Below are 24,994 nucleotides of genomic sequence, written 5' to 3'. Positions count from 1 at the left end.
TCAGCCCCTCCCTTTTTGCATGTTTTGCAGAATTTTTCGGGAGATTTCATCAAATGATTCTGCTTTTTTGCTATAAATCATACATAGTGCCCATGTCATGATAAATTGGGAAAAAGCAAATACCCACGCCCATGTAACATCACCAAATGCAGGTGTATTAAGCACCTTTGAATACGACGTTAAAATAGGCAGTGCAATAAAAAAACTAAAAAAGAAAATACTCATTGGAACGATAAACTTCTTTTTCGTATTTAATAACAATTGAAATTCTTCCGACTGAACGACCTCTGTATAATTCACCTCATTTTGCAACTTACGTGCTGACGTATCATCTCGTTTCATTAACCGATCCCCTCTCTTACTTGAAATACACTTCCCCTTTGCATACCTAAAGACTAAATTTTATAAATATTCAGAAACTTATACTCATTTTAGACAATCCATACATTCATGCAAAGATTTTTCGATAGACATTTTTCGGCAAATTCCCCCAAATTTTTAATATACTTTTTCAAAATAAAGTGACACTTTACTTTTTTCCTCATTAAGACAAAAGCAGTGCTTAACGCACTACTTTTGTCTTTTTTTCCTTTTCTAAATTACGAGCTGTTTCGCTTAACTCAACATCTTTTCCGTCTTTAAGTGTTCCAAATATAAAATCGAATACTGGATTTGAAACACCGAACCAAAACTTTTCGTTTTTATAATGGTGTAATATATGTTGTTTTTTTAGCCATCTTCCAAACTTAGTGACGGGACGAATCGGTCTATGGGCAATATAATGTTTCCATTCGTAAACGAGCAGCATAATAATCATTCCGATTCCAAATGAAAGTGTAATAGTAACACTTTTTGTAATACCATATGCTACAAGTAAATATATAGTAAAACTAGGTATACTAAACCATACTGGTAAAAACAAAAGTTTTAAATCATCTGGATATACGTGGTGATCATAATGCAATCTTCTTAACATTTTTAATAGAAATGTGTTTTTAGGTGGCTTTATATGGAATAAAAAACGATGTGTCATATATTCATTAAGTGTATAGAAAACAATCCCAAACATACATGCTAACATCCCAAACCACGTAAAAAATTGCATTTTTAAAATAATAATGAAAATAAATAGAATGCTATACATAATAACGATATCATGTTGTAAAAAGAACTCTTTCCCCACTTTTTTCATCTTGTTTCCCCCTTTTCCAAAAAAACAGCCGCAACATATCGTTACGACTATTTCTTTTCTATTCTTATTCTATTCACTTTACAAATTTGCCTGCTGTTCTATTGTCGAGAAAAAATTATTTGGTCCAAATATATTTTGCTTCGGAATAATATGTTCCACTGCAAACACTGTTACTTCTCCTCTTTGCACTTCTCCAATAATGAGACCAAATATTTCATGATTTACTGCAAACGTCGGTTGCTTTGTTTGTAGCAATCTTGCAGCATTATGAAATACCGCTTCATATAGTGGATTTCTATCAGTAATTTCTTTTCGGATTTTTGGCGCTAACGTAATGATAATTTCTTTTCCGTCAATAGTGGTTCGATACATAAAAATCTCCCCTTCAATCTTATGTGAACAACTGTAAAGCTTTGTATGCAAAATGTATAGAGTAACCTACTAAAATAATACCTGCTCCGGCTGTTATGTAGCCCAGCGCTTTTGGTTTTAATAAAGTTCTTCCAAAATGTACAGAAAATGCAATATTTAAATTCCATAAAATAATACCAACAATAATGCAAAGACTGTACAAAAAAGCTTCTTGTTTCGTTACCTTCGTAAGTAATGAGCTAAGTGTACTTCCGTATATACCAAACCAAAAAACAAGATTTAATGGATTGGATATCGCAATTAAAAACCCTGCCATAAACGATTGCTTAAGGCCACCTACCTCTTCTTTTTTATATTCCATATTCGATTCGAAAATTCCTTGTTTTACACTTTGAAATCCTAAATAAAATAACAAGAAAAAACCCGTGCAATACATGAAGGCTTGTACATATGTATACATAAACACAGAAGATAAACCGAAATAAATGAGAAGCATAAATAAAACATCTGCAGTCATTCCACCAATTCCAACAACCCAAGCGTGCCAAAACCCACGTTCAATTCCTCGTTTTAACATTTCAATATTAATCGGCCCTACTGGCGCAGCTAATGATATACCTAATACAATTTGCTGTATAATTGCTCCAATCATCGCTCTATCCTTTCTACTCTCTTTACTACTAGTTAATGATGTAATTTGAAAAAATAGACTAGCTTTCGTAATAAAATACCCTTTTTTATCCAAAATATACAAAAGAGCCATCTAGGTGATGGCTCTTACTTTTTTATCTTATGAAGAAAAGGGCATTTCCCTTTTATTGGTTCTACATCGTCTCCTATGAAATATTGTTTCCATTCACGATGCTCTGGGTCACCATAATGACTAATGTTAGGATGTTTCGGCAATTGATCCCACTTTTCAACTCGCTCACGGACCATTTGTCTTGAATATGCTCCTTTAGGACGATCTCCCTCTAATCCATCAAAAATAGTGCGTGGCTGAAACCCAATAACGAGAGCATTCCCTAAATGTCTAGTTTTTCGTTGTTTATAAGCTGGCGCATTTCCAAATGCGAATATTGGCTCACCACCAAATGAAAATTCCCATAAATAATGGTCTGGATCTTCAGGAATTTGCTTTGGCCATGCTTGATCATCGTTTTCATGCAAATACTGTAGCACTTTCCAAAAAGAATCGCGGTAATATTCGAGTGATTGTTCTTCACATTCCGGTTCTATAAAAAGGAAAAAGCCCCTTCTTACAATCGGCCTCTCTTTCATTAACTCTAAAAAAGATAACATTGTATGCGGCAAATGACTCCAATCATTATGAGAAAGAAATGAATAACGAAGTTCATTCTTTTTCAAAGCTGTTAAACCGAAATAACATGGAAAAGTTGGTTCTAACACGACACTTGAAAAAATCTCAAATTCTTTTGCAACCCAATCCGGTATGTCGGTTCTCGTTCTTATTCCTTCATTATCTAATAAATAAGACTTATTCATTCTTTCACCTCATTATGTATAGCATTCAATTAAGAATATTACATACTCGGCCTGTCCTATACCTATTTAAAAATTCGACTGAAAAATTATTTAAAAATACAAAAAATAAAATCGCTTACTTGACTAAATTCTCCCAATTCGTGTATATTTAAATTAATCATTTAGCAGAATATTCAAGAATATAGCATTTTTAGTTTAGATTATTTTTTAAATGAATTTCACTAAATGAAAATAGTAAACGCTTTTAGGAGGAATTATAACATGCAAGGAAAAGTAAAATGGTTTAACAACGAAAAAGGTTTTGGATTTATCGAAATGGAAGGCGCTGACGATGTATTCGTACATTTCTCTGCTATTCAAGGAGACGGCTACAAAGCTTTAGAAGAAGGTCAAGAAGTATCTTTCGACATTACTGAAGGTAACCGCGGACCTCAAGCTGCTAACGTAGTAAAACTTTAATCCAACATATAACAGGAGGTTACCTTACTTGGTAACCTCCTTTATTATTCCTTTGTATATTTCCGTTTTACAGAGCAAAAACTATGTGAAATGCGCAATATACAAAGGAGGCAGTAACAATGGGATCAGAAGTAAATGATTTTGAAGAAGTAAAATTCCGTGTAGAAACAGCACAAAAAATGGTAGGATCAGCAACAATTTCAATGGATCCAGATACATTAGAGCATGCTACTACTGCAGTAGAAGCAGCTCGCTCACAGCTTGAAATTATGAAATCTGTTGCAGTAGATTTAGATGAACCATTTTTAATGAACGAGGAAAAGAAACTAAGCAAATGCGAGCAGCAATTAAACGAAGCAAAGCACTAAAAAACATCCAGAGAATTTTCTCTGGATGTTTTTTTATGACAACTGTTCTCCATACTTTTTCAATGTTTCTCCAACTGTACATTGTCTTATACAAAATGAATGAGCATAATACTTACTATTTGTCTTTCGATTATGTTCTCGCAAGAAACATCCTTCACAATATGTTTCTAATAAGTCATTTACCTCTGTAATGAGTTGCTTTTTATCCACCTTTGCACCTCTCTATTCGGTTATTTCTTTATGACTATCAATGACTGTCCCTTCTAATGCTTGCGTTGCTAATTGATGTGCTTCTTTATTTTGTTTTCTAGATATCGGTTCACATACAAGTTTTAATTTCATTTGCTTCGCCTTTTGTTCAATTTGATCTAAATAATGGTTTAAATGCTCATCATAACAAGGCCATTCTCCGGCTAATTGCTGCAGTACCACTTGTGAATCTCCGCGAAGTGTAACTGCTTCATACTTAATCCCTAGTTCCTCGAGTATATTCATACCGTATAATAATGATGCATATTCCGCTTCATTATTATCATATATACCTTCTATATATGCATTGCGGCGAATGCGGTAGTTTGTATTTCCTTTTTTATAATACACACATATACCAACGCCAGCTTCTTTCGTTTGCACATCATACCCCCCATCAAAATAAACGAGTATTTCTTGGGGCTCTTCCTCTACTTGCTTACTTAACTTTTTCATCTCTTTTAATGACCATTCTGCGTCCATTTCATCGTAAAATAAAAGTTCCTTAGCTCTTCCTGTTTTCTCAAAATCCTCTGCAAATTGAAGTACTTCTTCTATGTTCATATACTCTGTTGTTAATTCCGTCTGCAATCCACGCTTCGTTTTATACAACCAATGAATTTTATATTTCATACTACATTCCCCTTATGTAAGACTTCTTATATATATCCGGCTAATTGAAGCCTCACTTTATTTTATTATATTTTATCTAGAGTCACAGCATTATATTCAATATGATTACATACAAAAAGAGCTATCCCTATAGGAATAGCTCTTTCATCTATTACATAAATCTTTCAAATTGTACTCGCTTATTAATCCAGTACATTACAGGCATACCGATCGCCATGACAACAAATTCACCAATTGCACAAGTTAACCAAGACAACATAAATGGTAAACCCAATGCAAGATGAAGTTCAATTGCAATCATAAACATTGTAATTGTAAAGATAACTGTATTAAAAATCATACGAGCCCAAACACCTTTAATAAATCGCATAGAAATAATCGTTGCAACTAACGCAAGAATAGATTGCCCTACTCCAAATACTAAATCGTAAGCGATCATAGGTGAGAAAAAGAGATTCGTTAAAAATACACCTAATACAATTCCGTAAATTGCTTTCTTGTTAAATACAACGAGATGATTAAACATCTCTGAAATACGAAATTGTACATTCGTAAAGCCAAATGGCTGAATAAGCATAGAAACAGCAATATATAATGCCGCTAAAATACCATTACCGACTAAAGTTCTAATATTCATGACAAAATCTCCTTAGTTTTTTTACGTGGGATGGTTTCGAACCACGTTATTCGTTTTTTAAGCAACAAGATTATATTTTACGTGGTAGCCCCTCTTTCGTCAATAGATTCCTATCATAAACTACCTTTTTCCTTTTAGACAACGTATAATGAAACATATGAAAGATTTAGGAGGTTTCACTTCATGACAGCAACAATTCAAAATGAAAAAGTGATCGTTTCCATTTCTGACAAAGGTGCAGAATTACAGAGCGTTCGCTTAAAAGAAGACAACACAGAATATTTATGGCAAGGTGATTCTACTTATTGGGGACGCCGTGCACCAATTTTGTTCCCAATTGTCGGCCGATTAGTAGATAATACATACTACGTAGACGGTAAACCATATTCATTAACACAACACGGTTTCGCTCGTGATCTTACTTTCTCTGTGAAAGAACAAAGCGAAACAAAAATCACTTATATCGTTACTAGTAATGAAGAAACATTAAAAAAATACCCATACGAATTCGAACTACTCGTTTCTTATGAGCTAGATGGACAAATCGTTCATGTAACATATGAAGTAAACAATCCTACTTCAAAAGAGATGTTCTTCTCAATCGGAGCACATCCTGGCTTCAACTTCCCTTTATTGGAAGGTGAATCATTTACAGATTATCATTTATCGTTTAATGGTTCGGAACGCTTAGAAACAAGCGTATTAGAAGGACCTTATCTTTCAAACAAAAAGCAATTAATCGCTGAAAATACAACTGAATTGCCACTTACATATGATTTATTCAAAAATGATGCGCTTATTTTTGAAAATATGAATACGAATGAAATTTCGATTCGTTCTCATAAACATAATAAATTTGTAAAAGTAGAATTTGATGGCTTCCCATTTGTCGGCGTATGGACACCAGGGAATAACGCACCTTTCTTATGTATTGAACCTTGGTATGGAATCGCTGATGAAATAAATCCAGCAAAAGATTTCAAGGACAAAAAGGGAATTCAATCGTTACAAGCGAATGAAACATTTACATGTCGTTATAGCATCACAATCGGATAACTACTCTATCCCCTACTTCAAAAAGCATTTAAGTAGGGGATAATCTTATAATTTGGAGGTTTCTCATTTTGATTGAAGTATATATTGATGGTGCATCAAAAGGAAATCCTGGTCCTTCTGGTGCAGGAGTGTTTATTAAAGGCGTTCAGCCACCTGTACAATTATCATTACCACTTGGAACAATGTCCAATCATGAAGCAGAATACCGCGCTTTACTTCTAGCATTAAAATATTGCATCGAGCATAATTATAGCACTGTCTCTTTTCGTACAGATTCCCAGCTTGTCGAACGGGCTGTTGAAAAGGAATACGCAAAAAATAAAATATTTGCACCTCTTTTAGATGAAGCGCTGCAGTACATAAAAAACTTCGATCTCTTTTTTATTAAGTGGATTCCAAGTAGTCAAAATAAAGTAGCTGATGAATTAGCTAGAAAAGCTATCTTACAAAATTAACGGGGGTATGAGTGTGAAAAAAGAGTGGATTGCTCCTCTTGCTTTATTATTTGTCTCTTTTATTTGGGGAGCTACGTTTGTTGTCGTTCAAAACGCTATGTCTTTCGTTGGTCCATTTACGTTTAATGGTATTCGCTTTTTATTCGCTGGAATTATTTTATTATTCGTTCAAATTATTTTCTCACAAAAAACTTCAAAACAAGATATAAAACATAGTAGCACGGCAGGGATAATCGTTGGTTTTTTCTTATTTGTCGGTTATTTATTGCAAACATTTGGCTTACTCTATACAACATCTTCAAAAGCAGGTTTCTTAACTGGGCTAAGCATTGTTATGGTCCCAATCTTATCATTTATCTTTTTAAAACAAAAAGCTACCATTTTCATCGTACTTGGTATTGCTGTAGCTACAACAGGTTTGTACTTATTAACAGCTGCTGATTCTTTCCAATTAAATATAGGAGATATACTTGTTCTCGGTTGTGCAGTCGCTTTCGCTGCCCATATTCTTATTAACGGCTTCTTTTCTAAAAAAATATCACCTTTATTATTAAGCACATCTCAAGTATTAGCTGTCGGTATATTTTCTTCTATTTGCGCTTTCTTGTTTGAAGATTGGGAAAAAATATTTTCAGTAGTACTATGGACGAATTCTTCCTTTTTATTCGCTCTATTTTTAACTTCCCTGTTTGCAACATCTATTGCTTTTTTCATTCAAACATCAGCACAAAAACATACGTCTCCAACGAGAGTAGCAATCATTTTCGCCATGGAACCCGTTTTTGCTGCCTTAACAGGCGTTCTCGTTGCAAACGAACAACTTTCTATTTCTGCTATTATCGGATGCCTCTGTATATTCCTAGGCATGATTTTTGTTGAATTACCTTCCAAAACAAAAAAAGAAGCGCAGGCTGCGTGAAGTTACGCTTGTAACTTCCGCATAAAAGCCTTAGCGCTTTTTTTATCTGTAATTTCTTCCTCTTTCAATCGTTCTAATAACGCAACGAAATAACTACCATCAAACTGTAATTGATGTTTAATTGTCGCTTCTATTGCTGCGTTCACAATCCCATCAGACGCACCAGTATATCCTTGTCCGAACATAATAAACCCTTGCGCTTCCTCTGATAATTTAAATCCTTTCGTATGTAAGAATGAAAGATAATCTTCTACTGTTTGCATGTTATTCCCACCTACTCAAAAATTCTCCATCTCCTATCATACATGTTTTTACACGCTATGAGAATGAAATTTCTTTGACAACTTTGTAAATCAATCTTCTACTTCGCTTACAATGGAGGATTTCCTAACAACCTGAAGGAATATGTAAAGTGGAACTTATTTCATATTAAAGGGGAGACACGATGAAACAAGCACTATTAATTATCGACGCTCAACAAGAATTAATTGATGGAAATGAGCAAGAAAATGAAGTTTTTCGCAAAACCGAGCTATTATCTACACTAAATACAGCACTGCAGAAAGCAATAGATTCAAATGCTCTTATTGTTTTCGTAAGAGATATCGATGTTGCTTCTGGCAGCGGAGAAGGATTTGAAGTACATAATCAAATTAAAGTACCTCAGTCTGCAATCCTTATTAATAAAGCAGCAACAAACGCATTCTATGGCACTTCTTTACTCGAACTTTTAAAAGAAGAAAAAATTAACCATATCGTTATAGGCGGATGTAAAACAGAACATTGCATCGACACTGCCGTTAGGACAGCAACTGTAAAAGGATTTGACGTTACATTAATTAAAAACGGTCATTCAACAACTGATTCTAACGTATTGTCTGCAGAGCAAATTATTGGTCATCACAATAAAACTTTACACGGTCATTATAACGTTGATCATTTTTCTATGGTGAGAGACATCGAGGAAGACCTCTTTCAGCCAACTCATGACCAATATCGTGATTAAATTAGCTCAAAAAAGAATCCTTCATTTAAAAGGATTCTTTCTTTATCCAAAAATTTGCGCTGCAATACTATATAGTTCACCATTTCTTTTTAATAACCGATTACTATTTTTCATCATAATTGGCGGTGTATTCACCTTTTTAAAACCAGCAGTCTCTAATTCTTTCATGAAATCGTTCTTCCCTTCTGGTACATCCATTCTTAATTTTCCATTATGCCCTCTTGCTAAATCATGTACTATTCTCATTGCCATCGCATTATTTTTAGCAACGACTGGTCCTACTATTTTATTTTCTGGCGTTTGTATACTTAAACCGTATCCTTTACAACGACACACTGCTCACTTTGCATAATTCTTTGTTTTAAAAACTCGTTTCGGCTTGTCCCAAATGCGCCTTCATCTATTTTTATTATCCCTTCTAAATCACCCTCTTTATAAACCATCATACATTCTTCATTTTCTGCACATTTATGATTCGCATTGTACGAGTTACAAATATATTTAGAAACATAGCTTACTACCCTAAATCCTAATTTTTCATATAAGGGCTTCCCTTCATCCGTAGCAATAAGCATAATTGGAGTTTGAGCTGATACGCTGTTCATGCATGAATTCGTTATCACCCTTCCTATTCCTCTTCCCTTATAATCTGGATGTACAATTACCATTCCGATAGATGCCAACGCCTCCCCGTATAATATTATTGCTGCGCTAGCAATAAGTTCCTTTCGCTCATTCCATACGCCGTATACAATACCTGAGTTAAAAACTGTATCAATTTCTTCTCTGTTATAATCCCAGCCAATATAAGAAGATAATGCTACAATATCGCCTATTTGTTCTTTCCTAAGACGCTCCACCCTAATTTCCAATTCAATCATACTCCATCCCCTTATCTAGACATTTAAATCATTATTACTAAATCAACTTGTACATGTTTCCATTCATTTGTCACATACATATGTTATTTTGACCAAGACTATATTGTAAATGAGGTGACAACATGCCCATTACGAATCGATTTTCTACCACCACTAACGGCGCACTCGCTATTACTGGAAATACTTTAGGCTTAAGCAAAATTAGTAATCAAAACCGTGCTGGTACAATCGGGGCAATTGGTGCATTCGCAACTACGAATACTGCTTTACAAGTACCTACTTTTCCTGCTGGTACAACGTTAAACTATACACAAAATAGTTCTACCGCTATTTTAAATATCCCTGCTGGTAGTACTATTCTTTACGCAGAACTCGTTTGGGGTGGCAACTATTTATCTCGTGATCAAAACATTACGAGTGTATTAGGAAATCCAGTTTCTTTTACAACACCTATTTCAACATACTCGATTACCCCTTCAGCTGTTACGGCTTCAAATCAAACATTTGTTTCAAACTCTATTACATTTGGCTTTTACACTCGTTCAGCAGACGTAACAACCCTTATTCAAGCGGGAGGTTCTGGTTCCTATACTACAGGCGCGGTTCCTGGACTTGTAGATCCTATAGATGCTTCTAATGGAACAATTAATTCGGCTGGATGGACGCTTATCGTCGCTTATCAAAACGGGACATTGCCAGCAAGAAACTTAACCATTTATGTAGCGGGTAACCGTGTTTCTGCTGATACCGGTAGTGCAGATGTAGCTGTTTCTGGATTTTTAACACCTTCAGGAGGACCTGTAAGCGGAAGGTTATTTTTAAGTTCTATTGAAGGAGATGCAGATTTAATAGGGGATCAAGCTTTATTTGGACCAAATTTCAGTTCATTAAATGCTTTATCTGGGCCAAATAATGCTGTAAATAATTTCTTCGGTTCTCAAGTTAATAATGCTGCAGGAAACTTAGATACAACTGGGACATTTGGAACGCGAAATCAAAGTGCTTCTACAGGTACAAACATCTCCGCTGGAAGACAGGGCTGGGATATTACTTCTATTGATATTTCTCCTTATTTAACAAACTCACAAGTATCCGCCGCAATCCGTTTAACTACTAACGGAGATGCATATATGTTAAATACAGTCGGCTTACAAATTAATATAAACTCCCCAAATATACAAGCAACGAAAAGCGTAAATAAAAGTGTTGCTGCAATTGGAGATATTCTCACTTATACAGTTACTATTCCTAACACCGGGCTTCTTCCTGCCAATAACGCTATTTTTATAGATAGCCTCCCTAACGGTACTTCTTTTATACCCGGCACTGTAACAGTAGATAACGTACCACAAACAAATGCAAATCCTGCAGCTGGTATATCTCTTGGAACAATTAATAATGGTACTTCTCGCACAGTAACTTTCCAAGCTACTGTCGTTTCTCTTCCAAGTCAAAATCCTATCTCTAACACTGCTAATATTACATTTCAATATACACCTATCGCTGGAGGAACAACCTTTAACGGTCTTGCAACAAGCAACTCTGCTGGAACACAAATTAACCTGGCAGATATTAATGGAACAAAATCAGTTAACAAACTTTTCACAGATATTGGTGAAACATTAACTTACAGTATTGCCCTAGCTAATATAGGAAATATTGCTGCAACAAATGTTATATATACGGATCCGATTCCTAGCGGGACTACTTTCATTCCAGGAAGTGTAACTGTGAACGGAGTTACTCAAGCTGGCGCAAATCCCGCTAATGGTATATCAATTGGATCAATTGCTGCAAATTCTACTACTACTATTTCATTTCAAGTATTTGTTCCTTCTATCCCCCAAACAAATCCAATATTAAATAGTGGTACAACAACATATCAATACATTCCTGTACCAAATCAACCTGCAGTAAGTGGGACTGATACGACCAATATCGTATCTACTCAAGTGAATAACGCTACTGTAACAATGGCAAAAGCAGTAGATAAAAATTTTGCAGATATTGGTGATACACTAACGTACACCGTTTCCTTTACAGGTACAGGTAATACAAATGCGAACAATGTTATTTTTACGGATGTTATTCCTACTGGAACAACTTTCGTTCTAAACAGTTTAACAATAGATGGCACGACACAAGTGGGCGCAAATCCCGCTAGCGGTGTGAACATTGGATCCATCCCAAGCGGCACAATAAAAACTGTTGCATTTCAAGTAGTAGTAAACACAATACCCGCGTCAAATGTCGTATCTAACGGATCAAGCGCTTCTTATCAATATACCGTCAACCCTAGCCAATCTCCCGTTACAAAAAACATTTCTTCTAATCTCGTTTCCACTCAAATTAACAATGCGAATTTAACATTAACAAAATCAACTAACAAACAATTTGCCACAATTGGCGAAACGATAAGTTATACAATCCTTATTACAAACAGTGGAAATGCAACCGCTAATAACGTTCAACTAACAGATCCACTTCCAAACGGAACGATATTGACTCTTGGTACTGTAACACTAAACGGAGTTTTGCAGAATGTAGATTCTCTCGTTGCTTTACCTATCGGCACAATTCCTGGTGGAGCTACTTTTACCTTATCCTTTCAAGTAACAGTCATTAACATTACTGCCCAAAACCCTATTATTAATAATGCTTTCGCCTCTTATATTTACACTGTAAATCCAAGTTTGCCACCGACTTCAAAAACAGCAAATTCTAATTCTGTTACATCAACAATTAGACTAGCAAATCTCCACGTTAATAAATCTGTAGATAAAACGTTTGCGGAAGTTGGCGATGTATTAACTTACACCTTTGCTCTTACTAACGATGGAAATGTTGCAGCGAACAATGTATTACTATCTGATTCAATTGCGAATGGAACCGCCTTTGTCCCAAACAGCGTTATAGTTAACAGTGTTACTCAGCCAGGCGTTACACCAGCTAGCATCAATATTGGTAGCATCAATGCTAATACTACAATTACAGCTTCATTCCAAGTAGTAATAACTAGCATTCCAAATCCAAACCCTATTTCAAATAGCGCTTCCATCTCCTATAACTTTATCGTTGATCCAAACACTTCACCTGTAAGTAAGAACACTACTTCAACCACTACATTTACTCAAGTAAACGATGCAAATGTCATTTCAGCCAAAACAGTGGATCGAGAGTTCGCTACCGTAGGGGATATATTAACTTATACTGTTACTTTGACGAATGCAGGAAGTGTTTCTGCTGATAGCCCTACTTTCGTAGATACGAATCCAGACGGTACTACCTTTATTCCAAACACTTTTCTTATTAATGGTGTACTTCAAAATAACGCAGATCCAAATATAGGTGTTCCGCTACCTTCCATTGCTGCTAACGGTTCACTTACCGTCTCTTATCAAGTAACCGTCACCTCTTTACCAACACAAAATCCAACATTAAATTCATCTAGTACACAGTATAGCTTTATTTTAAATCCGGGCGATCCACCAACTATAGAAACATCTGTAAGTAACACTGTAAGTACACAAATTAATTTAGCAAATGTCGTTATTGTCAAAGAAGTAGATTTAACTATCGCCGACGTCGGGCAACCAATCACATATACAATTTCTTTAGCTAATCTTGGCAATACTACAGCAAATAATGTTATTGTTACCGATATAATCCCTAATGGCACCACTATCGTTCCAAATAGTATTTTTATAGGTGGTGCTTTACAACTAGGTGCAGACCCTAGTGCCGGTCTTCAAGTGGGCTCCATTCCTTCGGGTGGTTTTACAACGATTGTGTTTCAAATAAGTGCAAATGGGCTACCTTCACCAAACCCAATTCAAAACAGCGCTGCACTTCAATATAGCTTTATCGCTGATCCAAACTTACCTGCTCTTGTTAGAAACACTGCTAGCAATATAGTAACTACACAAATTAATACTGCTAATATCGTTGCTACAAAACTAACGAGTACGAACTTCGCTGATGTCGGTGATGTCATACTATATGCGACTATTTTAACGAATAACGGGAATATCCCTGCTGCTAATGTAACATTTACAGATATCATTCCAGCGGGTACCCTCTTCATTCCTAATACTGTAACGATTAATAATGTCCCTATAGCTAATGCAAATCCTGCTAACGGCATTTCGATTGGTACGATAGGAGCGAATTCATCACGCACTGTTGCATTCCAAGTTTTTGTACCAACTATCCCTGCTGTAAACCCAATTACAAATCAATCAGGCACAACATTCCAATATACGTATGATCCATCCAAACCAGCTGTAATGCAGATGGTTGCTTCTAACACTGTACAGACAACTATTAATAACGCCTCAATTGCCGCTACTAAATCGGCAGATAAACAGTTTGCTAACGTAAATGATATTATTACGTACACAACTACTTTAACGAATAACGGGAACACACTTGCATCAAATGTAATATTTACAGATGTAATTCCAAACGGGACATCGTTCATTCCTAATAGTGTTACTGTAAACGGGAATACACTGCCTAATGTCAATCCAGCAAGCGGAATTGCAATCGACCCAATAAATTCGAATGCAAATACAATCATCTCATTCCAAGTACAAGTAAATTCTATCCCGAACCCAAATCCAATCCCGAACCAAAGCAATACAACGTACCAGTATGTCGTAGATCCTAACTTACCTCCAGCATCCGCCAATACGTTAAGTAACGTAATAACAACTCAAATTAATAACGCTACTATTGTCGCTACTAAGTCTGTGAATACACCGACAGCTGCAATTGGTGATATTGTTACCTATACGATTGCAGTAACAAATACAGGTAATATCCCTGCTAGTGCAACTGTTTTAACAGATGGGCTTGGCGCAGGAGCTTCATTTATCCAAAACTCCGTAACTATCAATAATGTTCCACAACCAGGATTAGATCCATCACTTGGTGTTCACTTGGCAGATATTTCGCCAGGAGATACTGTATTCATTACTTTTCAAGCACAAATTTTAGCGATACCACCTAGTGGCACATTAACAAATAATGCTCTTGTAAATTATGAATATACCGTGAACCCAAACCAATCTCCTGCTGTTGGTAGCACCGTAACAAATACAACAGTTACACCAATTATTGACGCTACTTTAGTAATAAATAAAAGCGCTAGTACAACTTTCGCTACAATTGGTGATACAATTACATTCAATTCATCTATTACAAACACCGGAAATACTATTGCGAACAACATTATTTTTACTGATACAATTCCAAACGGTACTACCTTTATCCCAAATAGCTTTAAGATAAATGGTGTAACCGTTCCGAATGCAAATCCACAAAACGGTATCAATATTGGTAACTTGAATTCAAATGCATCTGCTACACTCAGTTTTCAAGTAAACATTACAACACTTCCAAACCCGAATCCAATCCCGAACAAATCATCGCTTCAATATAGCTTTATTGTAGATATAAATGAACCGCCAGTTTCACGAACAGTTCAATCTAATAAAACTTTTACACAAGTAAATACTGCTTCTGTTATCGCAACAAAAACTGCAAGCAGTGCTTTTGCTGCTGTTGGAGATACAATTACGTATACAACTACCCTCACCAATAGCGGAAATACTACCGCAAACACACCTGTTTTTATCGATATATTACCACCTGAACTTTCATTCGTTCCTGATAGCGTACAAATTAATACCATCCCACAACTTGGATTTAGACCAGATAGCGGGATCTCTTTAGACTCAATTCCAGTTGGAGGAACGACAACAATTAGCTTTCAAGCTATCGTTGGCTCAATACCAGCTACCAATCCAACTTTGAACCAATCTAGCACAACATACTTGATCATTGTTGATCCTACCCAGCCGCCTGTGACAGAAACAGCTACAAGTAATCCAACTTTAGTTCAAATTAACGAAGCAATTATTCAAGCAACGAAAAGTGTGGATCGACTATTTTCTGACGTAGCACCTAGAAATTCATTTTTAACGTATACTGTTTTATTGGAGAATATAGGAAACGCAACTGCTACGAATATCATTTTTACAGATCCAATTCCAAATAATACAGTGTTTATAGAGGATAGCGTTCGAGTAGGCGGGGTTTTATTACCTGGGGTAAATCCCGCGAATGGGATACCAATTGGGGATATTATTGCAGGAGATTTTACAAACGTTACCTTCCGTGTGCAAGTAGTTAGCATTCCAAATCCAATTTTCACAATTGGACCTGGGGGGCCAAACTCACCAGTTGTAAACGGAGCTTCCATTGATTATCAATTTATGACAGGACCTAATTTACCACTCGTTTCAAGAAATACGACATCTAATCCCGTTTCGACACAAATAAATTCTGGGGAAATTGTGGCAATCAAATCTGTAGATAAAACTTTCGCAACAATTGGCGATACAATTTCTTATACGATTACATTAAATAACCCTGGAAATGTCACTTCACAAAATATAATTTTCACAGATATTTTACCTGACGGAACGACATTCATATCTGGCACTCTTACAAACGATTCTGGTACACAGCAAATCGGAAATCCAGCTAACGGGATTCAGATTGGAAATATAAACCCAAATGGAACGGCCGTTATTACTCTCAACGTACTTGTTACAAACATTCCAAGTATAAATCCAATTTCTAATTCTAGTTCTGTACAATTTTCACATGTGGTCGACCCTAGCCAACCTGCCGTATCACAAACGAATGTATCTAATACGGTTTCGACAACTATTAACAGTGCGATATTAACAACCCAAAAAAGTGTGGATAAATCTATTATTTCCGTCGGGGATACACTTACGTATACAACAACTATTACAAATACAGGAAATACACCAGCTACAAATATAACTTTTACAAGTGCAATTCCAGCTAGTACTACTTTTATACCAGATTCCGTCACAATAAATGGCATCCAACAGCTTGGTGCACAGCCAGCACTCGGAGTAAATATACCAAATATCGCGCCTGGTGAAACAGTAACTGTTACCTTCCAAGTAAATGTTATTTCTGTTCCTCTTTCAAGTTCAATTATGGGTAACGATACAATTTTATATTCTTATACTGTTGATCCAAACGGAACTCCTGCTACTACTTCTACTTCAACGAATATTGTCACAAACCCAGTATTAGATGCTATGATAACGATGATAAAATCGGTCGATCAAACGCTTGTAACACTAGGCGATACCATTACCTATACGACAATTTTAACGAATAACGGCAATACAAATGCAACGAATATTACTTTCACTGATCTTATACCAGATGGTACAACATTTATTACTGACAGCGTTACAATAAATGGAATCACACAAATTGGATTGAATCCTAATACAGGCATAACGATTGGATCAATTGCCCCTAACAGCTCAATATCTATAGCATTTCAAGTGACTGCTACTTCTACCCCTGTTCAAAATCCTATTGCCAATTCCGCTAGTGCTTCTTACACATTTATCGCGGATCCCAATGCACCTATTGTTTCAAGAAATGTTACTTCAAACACAACGTTTACTACAATTAATACTGCTACCATTCTTTCATCGAAACAAGTTGATAAAGCTTTTAGCCACATCGGAGATACACTCACTTATACTGTCACTTTAACAAACAATGGAAATTCCTCCGCACAAAATGTTATTTTCACAGATGCTATGTCGAGCGGAACGACATTTATTACAAATTCATTTTCTATTAATGGAATTCCTCAAAGTGGTGCAGATCCAACAAACGGTGTAAATATTGGGCCGATAACAGCTGGGGCTACAGTAACTGTTTCATTCCAAGTAAATGTGACCTCATTACCAACCCAAAACCCAATTGTAAATTTCTCATCAACATCGTACCAATTAGTCTCACCACCTGATGCAGAAACTTCAATTAGTAATCCTGTTTCAACACAAATTAAAGAAGCAATATTATCTATGACGAAAAATGAAAGTGTATCCTTTGCAGATATCGGGCAAACTGCTTTTTATACTACTTCTATTACCAATGTAGGCAATTCCGATGCAACTAATATTGTATTCACAGATGCATTACCAAGTGGACTCACATTTGTTCCTAACACATTAACTGTCGATGGCGTTTTACAACCTAACGCGGATCCAAATACAGGTGTATTACTTGCAACACTTCCACCAAATGAAATATATAGTATCGTCTTTCAAGTTACAGTAAACAATATTCCCCCTAGTAACCCAGCACCAAATACAGCAGCAACGACGTATGAGTTTACTGTTGATCCTGTTAATCCCCCCATTTCAAGTGCAGCTACTTCCAACACTACACTTCTTCAAATAAACAACGCAACTATTATTAGCACAAAAACAGCAGATCTTACTTTCGCGGATATTGGTAATACAATAACATTTACACTTAACCTCCCTAATACCGGGAATGTGACCGCAACTGATGTAACTATTATCGATATTCTTGATAGCAATTTAAGTTTCGTTCCAAATAGTTTCACAGCTAATGGGCAAACCATTCCAAACGCCGATTTATCAACTGGTGTAAATATTGGTTCCATTAATGGTGGTAATACGGCAATCGTTACATTTCAAGCAACTGTTATTACACTTCCAACACTTAACCCCATTTCTAACTCTGCTTCTACCACATATCATTATGTCGTTGATCCTAGCCAGCCACCTATTACAACTTCCAATCAATCTAATACAACGACAACACAAATTAATAGCGCTATCCTTACTGCACAAAAAAATTCAGATGTATCTACGGTAGATATCGGGCAGGATATTACCTACACCGTTACAATTACAAATAGCGGAAATGTGAGTGCAACGAATGTTATTTTTACCGACCTTATTCCAGACGGAACTTCCTTTGAACCGAATAGCTTTACACTAAACGGAACTAGCATCCCAAATGCAGATATCATTACAGGCGTTCCAATCGGTGATATCGCGCCAAACGAATCTGTCATCGTAGCATTTCACATTTTCGCCAATGGAATTCCGCCTATAAATCCAATTACTAATCAAGCTAGCGTTAGCTTTCAACATATCGTTAATCCAGCTAATCCTCCAGTTTCAAAAAATATTATTTCTAACAACGTTACAACAAAAATTGAAAGTGCTATTTTAAATACTATTAAAATAGGAGATAAAACTTTTGCAACGATTGGTGATACAATTACGTATACAACGACTATTACGAACACAGGCAATATTCCTGCTAACAACGCTATATTCTCAGACCCTTTACCATCGTGGACACAATTTGTTGCAGGATCAGTTATTGTTGATGGCACTCCATTACCATCGGCTTCTATCATTGACGGTGTTGGCATAAATACAATCAATCCAAATCAAACTGTTACAATCATATTCCAAGTACAAATCGTAAGTAATCCAACAACGTTCACACCTGAACTCCAAAACTTAGGATTTGTTAACTTCCAATATAACGTAGGCAATGCATTACAGGCTCAACCTGGCAATGTGGAAACGAACGTCTTCGTTACCTCTATTAATTCAGCAATACTTTCAGCTGTAAAAACTGCTAATACAGCCTTTGCAAATATTGGAGATACGATCACTTATACAGTTTTGATTCAAAATAGCGGCAATACAAATGCAACGAATGTAAATTTCTCAGACATGGTTCCAGCAGGTACGACCTTTGTTGAAAATAGTTTTGCTGTAAATGGAAGTACCATTCCAGGCGCAAATCCAAATAATGGAGTTAATGTCGGAACAGTTAGCGCAGGTAGTTCCTTAACCGTTACTTTCCAAGTCATAGTTACATCAACTCCACCTTCAAATCCGATTACAAACGTAGCATCTATTCAATACGCATTCATCGTTGATCCGGCCTCTCCTCCTGTTACAGGCACAATAAATTCTAATAGCGCTTCAACACAAATTAATAACGCGACTGTTACAACTGTTTTACAAGCAAATCGTTCAATTGTATCTATCGGGGATATAATTACGTATACAGCAACATTAACGAATACTGGAAACTTCCCTGCAAACTCTGTATTACTCATTAACGGAGTTCCTGAAGGAGCATTATTTGTTCCAAATAGTGTTACGCTCAACGGGATTTCACTTCCAGATGCAAGTCCAACTCTCGGTATTCCAGTTGGTATTATCGCACCAGGTGATTCCGCTACTATTACGTTCCAATTTCTTGCAAGTTCTATTCCACCGCAAGGAGCGATTATAAATCAAGCACTTACAAGTTACACGTATATTGTCGATCCAAGTCAACCTCCTGTTACAGCAACATCCTCGTCTAATACGGTTAATACAGCTGTTGTTGATGCATCGTTATCCGTAATTAAAAGTACAGATTCTCTCGTACAATCTACTGACGGTACAATCACTTACACAGTAGTCGTTCAAAACAACGGAAATACTACTGCAAATACAGTTACTTTAACAGATTTGGTCCCAGAAGGAACTGCATTTATTCCGAATAGCGTAACTATTAATAGTATTTCCGTTCCAGGTGCCAATCCTAACGTAGGAATACCATTAAACTCCATCGCACCGTCAGAAAACGTCACTGTAACATTCCAAGTTATCGTTCAATCTATTCCAAGCGTGAACCCAATTTCTAATACAGCCCGTATTGACTATACTTTTATCGCCGATCCAACTGCCCCTATCATCTCTCGAACAATTACGTCTAATCCTGCTTTCACACAAATTTCGGATGCGACTATCCTTTCTTTAAAAGGAGTCAATTCACAACAAGCAACAACAGGTGATATTTTGACTTACACAATAACACTAGAAAATACCGGAAATATTCCAGCTACTAATCTCATATTTTCAGATACTATCTCCCCAAATACTACATTCGTAGAAAATAGTTTTACACTTAACGGAACAACTATACTTGGTGCTAATCCAAATGTAGGTGTTACTTTACCTACCCTAGCAGCAAACGCTACTCATCTTATTTCGTTCCAAATTCTTATTAACGATTCATTCTCGCAAGAATCGATTACAAATCAATCCAATACAACATATACAATCCAACCAGACCCAGGGCAACCGCCTATTACTGAAACATCTACTAGTAATATCGTCATTACAAATTTCGTGCAAGCACAATTGACAATTACTAAAACATCCAATCCAACAACTGTAGATATCGGTGGAACTATACTTTATATTTCTGAAGTGAAAAATATCGGTAATGTTGACGCAATAAATATTAATTTCACAGATTTTATTCCAGCTGGGACTACATTCGTTCCCGATAGTGTCACAATTAATGGTGTCCTTCAGCCAGGTGTAAATCCTGAAAACGGAATACCGATTGGAACAATTCCAGCAAACAGTTCCAAAACGATACTATTTCAAGTGCAAACAAATAATCCACCTACTGAAACCGAAATTGCAAATCAATCTTCAGCAACTTACCAATATGTAAGTATTCCTACAGCCCCACCAGTAAATCGCTCTGCAAATTCTAACATTGTTACAACATCACTTCAAAATGCAAATATTATTTCTGTTAAAAGCGCGGATGTAAATTTCATATCAATCGGGCAAATTATTACCTACACAAATACACTACAAAATATAGGAACTGTTCCGGCTAACAATACCGTGTTCATTGATAACATTCCAGAAGGTACTATATTCATTGAGGATAGCTTAGCAATAAATAATGTAACTCAGCCTGGCGCTAATCCTGAAAACGGAGTAACTCTCGGCACGATACAACCAAATGAAACAGTCACTATTTCATTCCAAGTACAACTTACAAATATACCAGAGGGCAATACAGTCATTAATATTTCAGACACTTCGTACGAATACCAAATTGACCCTAGTTCTCCAATTATTCAGCGTAGATCGTTATCAAATGCAGTAAATACTGAAGTGCGAACGGCAAATGTTAGTGCAATTAAATCCGCTAACAGATCCATTACACGTATCGGTCAAATCATCACATATACAGTCGCAGTTACAAACGCCGGTACAATACCTATTACAAATACTCTCCTACTTGACGCAATTGCTGCTGGCACCACATTCGTTCCAAATAGCATTCTTGTAGATGGCGTACCAAGACCTAACGAAAATCCAATTACCGGTATCAATCTTGATATAATTCTTCCAAATAATACGATTATTGTTACGTTCCAAGTAAGTGTAGTCTCTATACCGCCACAAAATAACATTAATAATATCGCCGTCATTCACTATGAGTATCGACCAGACCCAAGCGGACCACCAATTTCAGAAACAACCTCTTCCAATAGTACAAATATACAATTTATTGATGCTATTCTTATTGCTACAAAATCCGCTAATACTGTATTAGCTAACATTGATGAAACCATTGAATATACAGTATTCATTCAAAATAATGGATCGACTACAACTAACTCCATCTTTTTTACAGATACTATAGCGGATGGAACAGTATTTATTCCAGGAAGTGTAATAGTTAACAATACTGTACTTCCTGCAGCAGATCCGAATATCGGCTTTTCCATTCCTAATGTCGCAGCAGGTCAAATGGCTACAATAACATTCCAAGTTTCCGTTACGAATTTACCTGCTGTAAATCCAACACCTAATACTGCAAACATCGTCTACGACTTTATTTTCAATCCTGACTTTGCACCAATTCAAAAATCTACTACTTCCAATACTACTTTCGTTCAAATTAATGATGCTGATATCGTTTCACTTAAAACTGTTGATTTGACCTCTGTAACAATTGGTGACATTTTAACTTATACAACAACTTTAACGAATACAGGGAATACGGATGCCACTGCTGTTGTATTTACAGACAATATACCCGATGGAACAACCTTTATTGACGGTAGCGTTTTAGTAAATAACATTCCTCAGCTTAACGCCAATCCAGGTGCAGGTATACTTGTAGGAACGATTGCTCCTAATATTTCTATCCCAGTCACATTTTCTGTTACTGTCGTAGCTCTTCCTGCTAGCGGCCATGTTCAAAATCAATCAACTTCTCGTTATGCAATAAACGTGGAAGAACAAATATCGACTAGCAATATTACCTCCACTGAAGTTATTTCTGCTAATGTAATTGCGACAAAAACAACGCCTATCCAATATGCTGACCTACAAACTATTATCCCTTATACCATTTCCATTACAAACAATGGGAATATACAAGTAGAAAACATTATTGCTACAGATATCATCCCAGTAAATACGAGCTTTATAGAGAATAGTGTTATCGTGAACGGCAACGCTCGGCCAAATGACAACCCTCTTAACGGTATACAAATTGATACCATTCCACCTAATACGACAGCAACTATTCTATTCCAAGTACGGGTTACTTCGATTCCACAAACAAATCCAATCTCTAACACGAGTACAATTAAATATGAATACACGGTACCAGATCGACCACCTATTACCGAAACTATTATTTCATCAGCTGCCGCAACAGAAATTAATCACGCAAATTTGAATAGTAATAAAGCTGTTGACCTTGCATTTGCAACGGTTGGTGATACGTTAACATATACGATTACACTAAATCAAACCGGTAATGTTGCAACAAATGATGTGATCATTCAAGATATTATTCCTCAAGGTACTACGTTTATAGAAAATAGCGTCATTGTAAACGGAGAAACTCTTCCAGGAGCGAATCCAGTAAGCGGCATACCACTTGGTACTATAACTATTGACGGAAATGCTATCGTTTCATTCCAAGTAACTGTGACTTCTATTCCAACACCAAATGAACTAAACAACAACGCAATTACTACTTTTAACTATATAGTCAACCCAAATAACGTACCTGTTACAAATACGACTACAACAAATACCGTCACAACTACTGTCCAAAATGATAATGTCATTGCCATAAAATCTGTTGATGTAACGAATGCCTTACCTGCTCAAACTTTGACGTATACAATTACGATTACGAATAGCGGTAATGTAACGATTGAAAACCTTCTTGCCATAGACACCGTACCAATAGATACGACTTTTGTTGCTGGTAGTGTTACGATTAACGGAATCAATCAGCCTAATGAGAATCCTGAAAATGGTATTACGTTAGGAAATCTTGCTCCTAATGACTCTGTCTTTATTACGTTCCAAGTGACAATATCTTCTTCTACTCTTCAACCTACAATTAATAACGATGCTTCTGTTTCCTATACCGTTATCATTGATCCAACAAAACCACCTATTACAATTACAAAGCAAACAAATACCGTTACAACGACAGTCATTGATCCGATGGTTCGTATTGAAAAAACAACTGACAAATCTATTGTCGTTATAGGAGATATCATTACATTCACATTAGCGGTATTTAATCACTCCCCAATTCCGACAATCAGCACTTCTGTTATAGACACAATTCCAGCTGGTACAACATTTATAGAAAACAGCGTAACAATTAACGGTACTCCCGTTCCAAATGTTCGTCCAGACACTGGTATTAATATCGGCTCTTTACCTGCAGATTCAGTAGCAACTATAACATTTCAAGTCCTCGTAACTTCTATTCCTTCAAACAGTACAATTATAAATTCTGCAACAGTTACCGCTGCCTTTCAATTGACACCACAGGATCCAATTATTACTTTCATTGTTAATTCAAATATCGTTCGTATACCAGTTCAATTTATAACTACAACAGTCACGAAAAATGCTTCCGTCAGCTCTGCTTATTTAAATCAATATTTTGATTACACGGTGCGCATTACGAATACTTCCAAAATTTCACTCTCAAATATTTCATTACAAGATACTATTCCAGCAGGTTTACAATTTATAAACGGCACTGTCTTTATTAACGGTGAACGCTCTCCACTAGCGAATCCGAATATCGGTTTCCTAGTCGCTACTAATTTGGAACCAAACGAAACAATTATCGTGTTATTCACAGTACAAGTAATAAGTCCACCTGTTAATAATGAATTTAAAAATACGGCCAATATTTCGTTACAACTTCAAGTCTCACCTACCGACCCACCAATTACAGTAACCGTTACAAGTAACGAAAACATCGTCACCTTTGTTCCAGAAAATCCAGATGAAACACTTCCAAATTTAAATTGCTTCTTTGACGGTGAGCGCTTCATTCGTATTACTCCTCGAAATGTACGAAATTACCTTTGGACTTGGATTTGGTGGAAGTAATTGAAACAAAAAAGAGATTGTAGTTTGGTTGAAACCAAATTACAATCTCTTTTTCATTACCTATATTCCACTACGTTGTAACTCGTCCAATGATATACGATTAAAC

The 24,994-nt window shown here is 36.1% G+C and carries 16 protein-coding genes, 1 pseudogene and 1 riboswitch; of the genes and pseudogenes, 7 read left to right on the top strand and 10 right to left on the bottom strand.

The window, feature by feature from the left end:
- From OXT04_RS01485 to OXT04_RS01465, 5 genes are all read right to left on the bottom strand, one after another.
- Entirely contained in the window at positions 1-342 is a 342-nt protein-coding gene (locus tag OXT04_RS01485; RefSeq protein WP_000817372.1) for a DUF485 domain-containing protein, read from the bottom strand.
- A 220-nt stretch (positions 343-562) separates the two neighbouring features.
- Positions 563-1,192 (bottom strand): sterol desaturase family protein, encoded by a 630-nt coding sequence (locus OXT04_RS01480; RefSeq protein WP_065228563.1) that lies wholly within the window; start codon positions 1,190-1,192, stop codon positions 563-565.
- A 78-nt stretch (positions 1,193-1,270) separates the two neighbouring features.
- Complete coding sequence (locus OXT04_RS01475; RefSeq protein ID WP_000286361.1) at positions 1,271-1,564, bottom strand: hypothetical protein; 294 nt, start codon at positions 1,562-1,564, stop codon at positions 1,271-1,273.
- Positions 1,565-1,583: 19 nt separating this feature from the next.
- Positions 1,584-2,327, bottom strand: coding sequence for a LysE family transporter (locus tag OXT04_RS01470; protein ID WP_139062871.1), 744 nt, complete (start codon positions 2,325-2,327; stop codon positions 1,584-1,586).
- A 14-nt stretch (positions 2,328-2,341) separates the two neighbouring features.
- Positions 2,342-3,070: a YqcI/YcgG family protein gene (locus tag OXT04_RS01465; RefSeq protein WP_061660303.1), complete on the bottom strand. Its 729-nt coding sequence runs from the start codon at positions 3,068-3,070 to the stop codon at positions 2,342-2,344.
- A gap of 261 nt (positions 3,071-3,331) precedes the next feature.
- Between OXT04_RS01465 and cspB the strand changes: the two genes are divergently transcribed.
- The gene (cspB, locus tag OXT04_RS01460; RefSeq protein ID WP_001161731.1) at positions 3,332-3,529 is read left to right on the top strand and encodes a cold shock-like protein CspB; all 198 of its coding nucleotides are present in this window, start codon (positions 3,332-3,334) and stop codon (positions 3,527-3,529) included.
- Between the two features lie 119 nt (positions 3,530-3,648).
- Positions 3,649-3,897, top strand: a complete 249-nt coding sequence (locus tag OXT04_RS01455; protein WP_000534400.1) for a DUF2564 family protein — start codon at positions 3,649-3,651, stop codon at positions 3,895-3,897.
- A 33-nt stretch (positions 3,898-3,930) separates the two neighbouring features.
- Here OXT04_RS01455 and OXT04_RS01450 read toward each other — a convergent pair whose 3' ends face one another.
- The 3 genes from OXT04_RS01450 to OXT04_RS01440 form a co-directional block, all read right to left on the bottom strand.
- The gene (locus OXT04_RS01450; protein WP_000358801.1) at positions 3,931-4,107 is read right to left on the bottom strand and encodes a zinc-finger domain-containing protein; all 177 of its coding nucleotides are present in this window, start codon (positions 4,105-4,107) and stop codon (positions 3,931-3,933) included.
- Between the two features lie 12 nt (positions 4,108-4,119).
- Positions 4,120-4,779 carry a ribonuclease H family protein gene (locus tag OXT04_RS01445; RefSeq protein WP_000875548.1) on the bottom strand — a complete coding sequence of 220 codons (660 nt, stop codon included), beginning with the start codon at positions 4,777-4,779 and terminating at the stop codon, positions 4,120-4,122.
- Between the two features lie 151 nt (positions 4,780-4,930).
- Positions 4,931-5,416, bottom strand: coding sequence for a QueT transporter family protein (locus tag OXT04_RS01440; RefSeq protein ID WP_001026474.1), 486 nt, complete (start codon positions 5,414-5,416; stop codon positions 4,931-4,933).
- 6 nt (positions 5,417-5,422) lie between these two features.
- A riboswitch (PreQ1 riboswitch) is annotated at positions 5,423-5,467 on the bottom strand.
- 132 nt (positions 5,468-5,599) lie between these two features.
- Here OXT04_RS01440 and OXT04_RS01435 point away from each other — a divergent pair.
- From OXT04_RS01435 to OXT04_RS01425, 3 genes are all read left to right on the top strand, one after another.
- Entirely contained in the window at positions 5,600-6,472 is an 873-nt protein-coding gene (locus OXT04_RS01435) for an aldose 1-epimerase family protein (RefSeq protein WP_098284252.1), read from the top strand.
- A gap of 68 nt (positions 6,473-6,540) precedes the next feature.
- Complete coding sequence (locus tag OXT04_RS01430; RefSeq protein WP_000573877.1) at positions 6,541-6,927, top strand: reverse transcriptase-like protein; 387 nt, start codon at positions 6,541-6,543, stop codon at positions 6,925-6,927.
- A 13-nt stretch (positions 6,928-6,940) separates the two neighbouring features.
- Entirely contained in the window at positions 6,941-7,846 is a 906-nt protein-coding gene (locus OXT04_RS01425; protein WP_141526254.1) for a DMT family transporter, read from the top strand.
- 2 nt (positions 7,847-7,848) lie between these two features.
- Here the strand turns inward: OXT04_RS01425 and OXT04_RS01420 are convergent, their stop codons facing one another.
- Positions 7,849-8,109 (bottom strand): DUF6123 family protein, encoded by a 261-nt coding sequence (locus OXT04_RS01420; RefSeq protein WP_001195212.1) that lies wholly within the window; start codon positions 8,107-8,109, stop codon positions 7,849-7,851.
- 182 nt (positions 8,110-8,291) lie between these two features.
- On the opposite strand from OXT04_RS01420, the gene OXT04_RS01415 reads away from it, so the two are divergent.
- Complete coding sequence (locus tag OXT04_RS01415) at positions 8,292-8,852, top strand: cysteine hydrolase family protein (RefSeq protein ID WP_098256736.1); 561 nt, start codon at positions 8,292-8,294, stop codon at positions 8,850-8,852.
- A 42-nt stretch (positions 8,853-8,894) separates the two neighbouring features.
- Here the strand turns inward: OXT04_RS01415 and OXT04_RS01410 are convergent.
- Positions 8,895-9,733, bottom strand: a pseudogene (locus OXT04_RS01410) (GNAT family N-acetyltransferase).
- 122 nt (positions 9,734-9,855) lie between these two features.
- Between OXT04_RS01410 and OXT04_RS01405 the strand changes: the two are divergent.
- On the top strand, positions 9,856-24,888 hold the full coding sequence (locus OXT04_RS01405; RefSeq protein WP_267412626.1) for a DUF7507 domain-containing protein: 15,033 nt from the start codon (positions 9,856-9,858) through the stop codon (positions 24,886-24,888).
- The last annotated feature ends 106 nt before the right edge of the window (positions 24,889-24,994 follow it).

Origin of the sequence: Bacillus sp. GC_Bacil_1 (assembly GCF_026540675.1) — a bacterium.
Lineage (GTDB): Bacteria > Bacillota > Bacilli > Bacillales > Bacillaceae_G > Bacillus_A > Bacillus_A cereus.
Note: the sequence above shows the minus strand (reverse complement) of the source record. Positions and strands in the feature narration are given on the sequence as shown.